The sequence below is a fragment of the Pseudomonas sp. UBA2684 genome (assembly GCA_002354655.1).
Taxonomy (GTDB): domain Bacteria; phylum Pseudomonadota; class Gammaproteobacteria; order Pseudomonadales; family Pseudomonadaceae; genus Aquipseudomonas.
This window is the reverse complement of record DELY01000001.1, coordinates 1-6281: the sequence shown is the minus strand read 5'-3', so window position 1 is coordinate 6281 and position 6281 is coordinate 1. Positions and strand designations below refer to the sequence as shown.

Here is a 6281-nt window from a genome sequence, read left to right as displayed (position 1 = left end):
GGACAAGCCTTCGGCATGTCCGCCCTACGCCTGAGCACCCGGCCGAATACGCCAGAGGAGTTTGCATGCAACAACTACCCGAACCCGACCTCGCCTACCTGCAAAAAGTCCTTCTGGAAATGCTCGCCATTCCCAGCCCGACGGGGTTTACCGACACCATCGTGCGTTACGTCGCCGAACGCCTGGAGGAAATCGGCATCCCCTTCGAGATGACCCGGCGCGGCACCATCCGTGGCACCTTGAAAGGCAAGCAGAGCAGCCCGGACCGCGCCGTGTCGGCGCACCTCGACACCATCGGCGCGATCGTCCGCGCGGTGCAGGATAACGGCCGTCTGAGCCTGGCGCCGGTCGGCTGCTGGTCGAGCCGCTTCGCCGAAGGCAGCCGGGTCAGCGTGTTCACCGACCATGGCGTGATTCGTGGCAGCGTGTTGCCGCTGATGGCCTCCGGGCACGCGTTCAACACGGCAGTGGATCAACTGCCGATCACCTGGGATCACGTCGAGCTGCGCCTGGATGCCTACAGCACCACCCGCGCCGACTGTGAGTCGCTGGGGATTTCCATCGGTGACTTCGTCGCCTTCGACCCGCTGCCGGAGTTCACCGAAAGCGGTCATATCAGCGCCCGCCACCTCGACGACAAAGCCGGCGTGGCCGCCTTGCTGGCTGCGCTCAAGGCCATCGTCGAAAGCGGCATCGAGCCGGAAATAGACTGCCACCCGCTGTTCACCATCACCGAGGAAGTCGGCTCCGGCGCCGCCGCGGCCCTGCCGTGGGACGTCAGCGAATTCGTCGGCATCGACATCGCCCCGGTCGCCCCGGGCCAGCACTCCAGCGAACATGCAGTCAGCGTGGCCATGCAGGATTCCGGCGGCCCCTACGACTATCACCTGTCGCGGCAACTGCTGCGCCTGGCGGCGGAAAACGACATCCCGGTACGCCGCGACCTGTTCCGCTACTACCACAGCGATGCGCAGTCAGCGGTGACCGCCGGCCACGACATCCGCACCGCGCTGCTGGCCTTCGGCTGCGATGCCACCCACGGCTACGAACGCACGCATATCGACAGCCTGGCCGCCCTCAGTCGCCTGCTGGGCGCCTACTTGCTCAGCCCTCCGGTATTCGCCAGCGATGCCCAGCCGGCGCAGGGTTCGCTGGAGCGTTTCAGCCACCAACTGGAGCACGACGCGCAGATGGCCAGCGATACCCGCGTACCCACCGTCGACAGCCTGCTCGGCCATCGCGATTAGGGTGCTTGAAGGGCCGCGTACATCCGGGCAAAGTGGCTGGCATGGATGACGGGCGCGGCGGATTTCGACGCCCCTAATAACGATAATGGGGTTCGCGGATGCCGCGTATATGCCTGGCGGTGCTGTTGCTCTGGCTTTGCGGCCCAGCCTGGGCGCTTGTGCCTGCCACACTGGACAAAGCCGACCTGCGCGTCTCGCTCGGGTCGGCCATGGGTTACCTGCAAGACCCCAGCGGCAAACTGACGCTGGAGCAGGTCAGCCTGCTTGCCGACGCGCGCTTCACCACGCTGCCGGGCGACCACGCCAACCTCGGCAAGAACGATTCGGTCTGGTGGTTCAAGGTGCGCCTGGCCAACCAACTGCCGCATGACCTGGCCGGTTACCTGGAAGTCAACTACCCGCTGCTCGACCATCTCCAGGTCTACCTGGCCACCCCCGACGGCGGCTGGCAGGTGCAGGAAAGCGGCGATCATTACGCCTTCTCACAACGTCCGGTGCAGGTGCGCAACTTCTGGTTCCCGCTCAACCTGACGCCCGGCGACAACACCCTGCTGATTCGCGTCGACAGCACCAGTACCATCTTTCTGCCGCTGTTCTTCAGCACCTACCACGCCAGCGCCGCCGCCCAGGAAAACCTCATGGGCATCAATGGCGCGTTCTACGGCGTGCTGTTCGCGATGTTTTGCTACAACCTGTTCCTGTTTATCTCGCTGCGCGAATCGGCCTACTTCTGGTACTTGGTGTACAACCTCAACATCGGCCTGTTCGCCGCCAGTTTCGACGGCATGCTGTTCAAGCTCTTGCCCGAGCATGTCGGCCTGCAATCGGTGAGCATCTACATCCTGATGTACCTGCACTGCTTCAGCGCCACCCAGTTCAGCCGCCACTTCCTGCACACACGCCAGTATTTCCCACGCCTCGATCTGGGCTTGCGGCTGTTCATGCTACTGATCGTCGGCTGCCTGATTTCGGTGCCGCTGATTGGCCTGCAAGCCTGGAACATTCTCGCCAGCCTGACGGTGCTGGCGGTGTCCTTCGTGCTGCTGCTGAGTGGCGCCTATGTCTGGCGCCAGGGCTTGCGTTACGGCTCCTACTACATCATCGCCTGGGGCATTCTGCTCATTTCATTCATCATCGCCACCTCCGGCTCGCTGGGTATCGAGGTATTCGGCCTGTATGGCGCGGCCGTGGTGAAGATCGGCGTGACCATCGAGCTGATCACCCTGTCGATTGGCCTGGCCGACCGCATCAATATGCTCAAGGAAGAAGGCTTCCAGTCGCGCCGCGCCGCCGAGCAGGCGGAAGTCGAAAACCAGGCCAAGAGCCGCTTTCTGGCGAAGATGAGCCACGAAATTCGCACCCCACTGAATGGCGTGCTGGGCATGCTGCAACTGCTGCGCGAAACCCCCTTAGATCGCAGCCAACGCTTCTATGTGGACACCATTTCCAGTTCAGGCAGCTCCTTGATGGCAGTGATCAACGACATTCTCGACTACGCCCGGATCGAGTCCGGCAAACTCAGCCTGGAACATATCGACTTCGACCTCGAAGAGCTGATCTCCGACACCCTCAGCCTGTTCACCGGGCAGGCCCTGGATAAACGCCTGCGTCTCTACGTCAGCCTGGAGCACGGCGTCCCACGGCGCATGCAAGGCGACCCGACCCGGCTCAAGCAAGTGCTGATGAACCTGCTGAGCAATGCGCTGAAATTCACCGCTGAAGGGCATGTGGCGGTCAATGTGTGCCGGCGCAACGACTCGCTGGGTAACCCGCACCTGGTTTTCGCGGTCAGTGACAGCGGTATCGGCGTCAGCGACGAAGGGCTGGCCCAGCTGTTCGAGTCCTTCGCCCAAGGCGACTCCAGCACCACCCGCCGTTACGGCGGCAGTGGCCTGGGCCTGGCCATCAGCAAGGAATTGGTGGAAATGATGAGTGGCCGCATCGAGGTGCAAAGCACACCGGGCCAGGGCACTCGTTTCGCATTCGATATCCCGCTGACACACGAAGAGACCGAAGCCGATCCGCTGAGCCAGTTGCTCAACGGCCGCACCGCCCTGCTCACCTCGCTCGATGGCCTTGGCCTGGATGCTCTCAGCCGCCTGCTCGGGCGTTGGGGGATGCGCACCGAACGCTGCCAAACCCCGGAGCGCCTGCACGGCTACCTGGAGGACTTTGCCGCCCCGCCGCTGCTGGTATTGATGTCGCCCTGGCCCGGCAGCGCCAACCACTGGCTCGACTCCCTGCGCCCGCAGCTGAAACCCGGCCAACGGGTGCTGCTGCTCTGCCCGCCAGAGCAATGCCAGCAACTGCCGCCCAGTGCCGGCCTGCGCCTGCTCAGCCTGGCACAACCGCTGGCGGTGACCGCCCTGCGCGAAGCACTGGTCGAACTCTACGAAGAGCGCCGCGCCGAAGTACGCAGCCTGCCACGCGAAGTGCGCAGCGACAGCCATGGCGCGCCGTGCATCCTGGTCGCCGAAGACAACCCGGTGAATCAGCTGGTGGTGCAGGGCTTTCTGAAAAAGCGCGGCTACAGCGTGCGTTTAGTGATCAACGGCTTGGCGGCGGTCAACGAGTACCAGCGCGACCCGGCAGCCGTGCAGCTGATCCTGATGGACTGTGAAATGCCGGAAATGGACGGCTTCGAAGCGACCCGGCAGATCCGCCGTTTGGAGCGCCAGTACAACCTGCCGGCCGTGCCCATCGTCGCCCTGACAGCGCACATCCTCGACGAGCATCGCCAGCACGGCGCCGATGCGGGCATGGACGACTTCCTCGGCAAACCGCTGGACAGTGCCCAGCTGTACAGCACCCTGGATCGCTACCTGCTCGGGCAAACGCAGGACAACTGACAGACATGGCCAGCTCGCGCAGGGCGCGTTAGCATCGCCGCTGTGTTTTGGAGAATAAAGCCGTGTTGATCCCCGCGCACCTGTTAGAAGCCGACACCCTTACCCGCCTGATCGAGGATTTCGTCACCCGCGAAGGCACCGACAACGGTGACGAAACCCCACTGGAAACCCGCGTACAACGCGTACGCCGCGCCTTGGATAAAGGCGAAGCCGTGATCGTCTTCGACCCCGAAAGCCAGCAATGCCAACTGGCATTGAAGCGCGACGTGCCCAAGGAATGGCTACAAGAGCTCAGCGAATAGTCCGCGATTGCCTGGGCCTGGAAACGCGCGCGGCTAAAGCCCCTCCCACGAACTCTGCGCGCTACCGGTCTTGGGCTCAGCCAATCAGCTTGGGGAAAAGCGCGGCCCGAACAAAATGATGCTGGCGCCCGCCACGCACAGCGCGGCGCCCAACCAGTCGCTGGCCAACGGGCGAGTCTTTTCGACGACCATCAGCCACAGCAGCGAAGCGACGATATAGATCCCGCCGTAAGCGGCATACGCACGCCCGGCATACGCCGCCTCCACGCGGGTCAGCAGTAAGGCGAACAACGTCAGGCTGAGCAGCCCGGGCGCCACCCACCACACGCTCTTACCGAGGCGCAGCCACATCCAGAAGGCGTAGCAACCGGCGATCTCGAACAACGCAGCCAGGAAAAACCACAGGTAATTAAGCATCGGAATGTTCCCCTGCCGATCAGGATATGCGGCAGTTTTCCGCGATTGAAATGGCACTCGGCACCTGCGCAGGCTGCCTCGTACGGCGATTGTGGGCGTTCGTAGCGCGAACCACCGGAGAGCGTACTACCCGCGCAGGCCGCCTTCGCGCTCCCAGGCACAGCGTACGTGCAACTCGCCTTCCTGAGGGCTGTGCAAGCCATTGTCGGACTCCCAGCGGAAGGTATGCGTACCGCTCAGCTCGGTTTCCAGATGCACCACCGCACTGGCCCAATACAGCCGCTTGAGCAGCGCTTCGAATTGCTTGATCCACAAGTTCCACTCGTACTCCACCGCACGGTAACTGGCGCCGAAGTGAATCACCTGTGTCTGGTACACCCCCTCGCCCGGCTGTCGACAACACGCAAACATCTCGCGCCCGAGAAACGGCCAGGCATCGCCAGCAGGCAGCTCGCTCAACACCTGCTGATTGATTTCACGGCGCAGCCGACTCTCCGCCGGGCTATCGGACGGCCAATCGCGGATGCAGCCATAAACGATGGATTCGGACTCCACACGGGCACTCCAGAAAATCAAGGCTGCCTTCTATCACAGCACCGCAGGCCAAGGAAGGAACGATCGCCAACTTTGCGCGTTTCAGCTTAGTTGGAGGACATCGCGCAGCCTTCCTAACCGCACGTCAGCGGCGGACCACGGCCCACCCACACATCAAACTCTACGCAGCCCTCAACGCATCAAAGTCGTTCGTAGTTCGTAGGGTGGACATGGCGCAGCCTTGTCCACCACAGGCCGCGAGCAGATGCCCCAGCCTATCGGCACGTCCGCCGGCGGGGCTCGACTACCCGCTCATCCACGCGTCAAGCTCTACGCGGCCCTTGGCGCATCAGCCAGGCAAGCAGGGTCATCAACACGGCCAGGCTGGTCAGCACCATAAACGGCAAACCGTAGTTGCCCGCCAGGTCACGCGCCAACCCGGACAAAATCGGCGTCAAGCAACCGAGGCTATAACCCGTGCACAGCATCATCGCCGTCCAGCGGCTGACCGCCAGCGGCGAGCCGGCTTCATACAGCGGCAGTACCAGCGACAGGGCGAACGAGCCTCCCAGACCAAAACCGATTGCCACGGCCCACAGCTCCGGCAGCACGGTCGGCATAAAGGTAATCATCGCCAGGCTGATAGACGACAGCACGCCACAGCCGACCAATAGCCCATAACGGTTATCGAACCGCTGGGCCAGCCATGGCAGCAGAAAAGAGCTGGGCAAGCCCATCAGCATCGACACACTGAACAGCGTGTTGCTGTGCAGCACGGTCAACCCGGCCTCCTGGTAGCGCGCCACCGCCCAGGTCGCCAAGGCATAGAACAACCCGGCCTGAATTGCGGATTCCACGCTGACGCGACACCCATTCCACGCACATCCGGACAGTGATTCCACGCTGATCCGGACACTCACTCCACGAGCATC

5 protein-coding genes and 1 pseudogene are annotated in these 6281 nt (G+C 63.1%); 3 read left to right on the top strand and 3 right to left on the bottom strand.

From position 1 onward, the window contains the following. The first annotated feature begins 65 nt into the window (after positions 1–65). From B3M58_RS00030 to B3M58_RS00020, 3 genes are all read left to right on the top strand, one after another. Complete coding sequence (locus tag B3M58_RS00030) at positions 66–1247, top strand: osmoprotectant NAGGN system M42 family peptidase (RefSeq protein WP_296216427.1); 1182 nt, start codon at positions 66–68, stop codon at positions 1245–1247. A gap of 98 nt (positions 1248–1345) precedes the next feature. After that, positions 1346–4096: a hybrid sensor histidine kinase/response regulator gene (locus B3M58_RS00025; RefSeq protein WP_296216426.1), complete on the top strand. Its 2751-nt coding sequence runs from the start codon at positions 1346–1348 to the stop codon at positions 4094–4096. Positions 4097–4158: 62 nt separating this feature from the next. Beyond that, complete coding sequence (locus B3M58_RS00020; protein ID WP_296216424.1) at positions 4159–4398, top strand: YheU family protein; 240 nt, start codon at positions 4159–4161, stop codon at positions 4396–4398. An 84-nt stretch (positions 4399–4482) separates the two neighbouring features. Here B3M58_RS00020 and B3M58_RS00015 read toward each other — a convergent pair whose 3' ends face one another. From B3M58_RS00015 to B3M58_RS00005, 3 genes and pseudogenes are all read right to left on the bottom strand, one after another. Next, positions 4483–4815, bottom strand: a complete 333-nt coding sequence (locus B3M58_RS00015; RefSeq protein ID WP_296216423.1) for a YnfA family protein — start codon at positions 4813–4815, stop codon at positions 4483–4485. Between the two features lie 126 nt (positions 4816–4941). Next, positions 4942–5370 carry a hypothetical protein gene (locus tag B3M58_RS00010; RefSeq protein WP_296216421.1) on the bottom strand — a complete coding sequence of 143 codons (429 nt, stop codon included), beginning with the start codon at positions 5368–5370 and terminating at the stop codon, positions 4942–4944. 302 nt (positions 5371–5672) lie between these two features. Further along, positions 5673–6281: pseudogene (locus B3M58_RS00005) on the bottom strand (CynX/NimT family MFS transporter); the annotation flags it as partial.

What these genes read in the sequence shown, in the direction of transcription:
- B3M58_RS00030 (WP_296216427.1), top strand. Translation starts at nt 66, where the DNA reads ATGCAACAACTACCCGAACCCGACCTCGCCTACCTGCAAAAAGTCCTT.
- B3M58_RS00025 (WP_296216426.1), top strand. Translation starts at nt 1,346, where the DNA reads ATGCCGCGTATATGCCTGGCGGTGCTGTTGCTCTGGCTTTGCGGCCCA.
- B3M58_RS00015 (WP_296216423.1), bottom strand. Translation starts at nt 4,815, where the DNA reads ATGCTTAATTACCTGTGGTTTTTCCTGGCTGCGTTGTTCGAGATCGCC.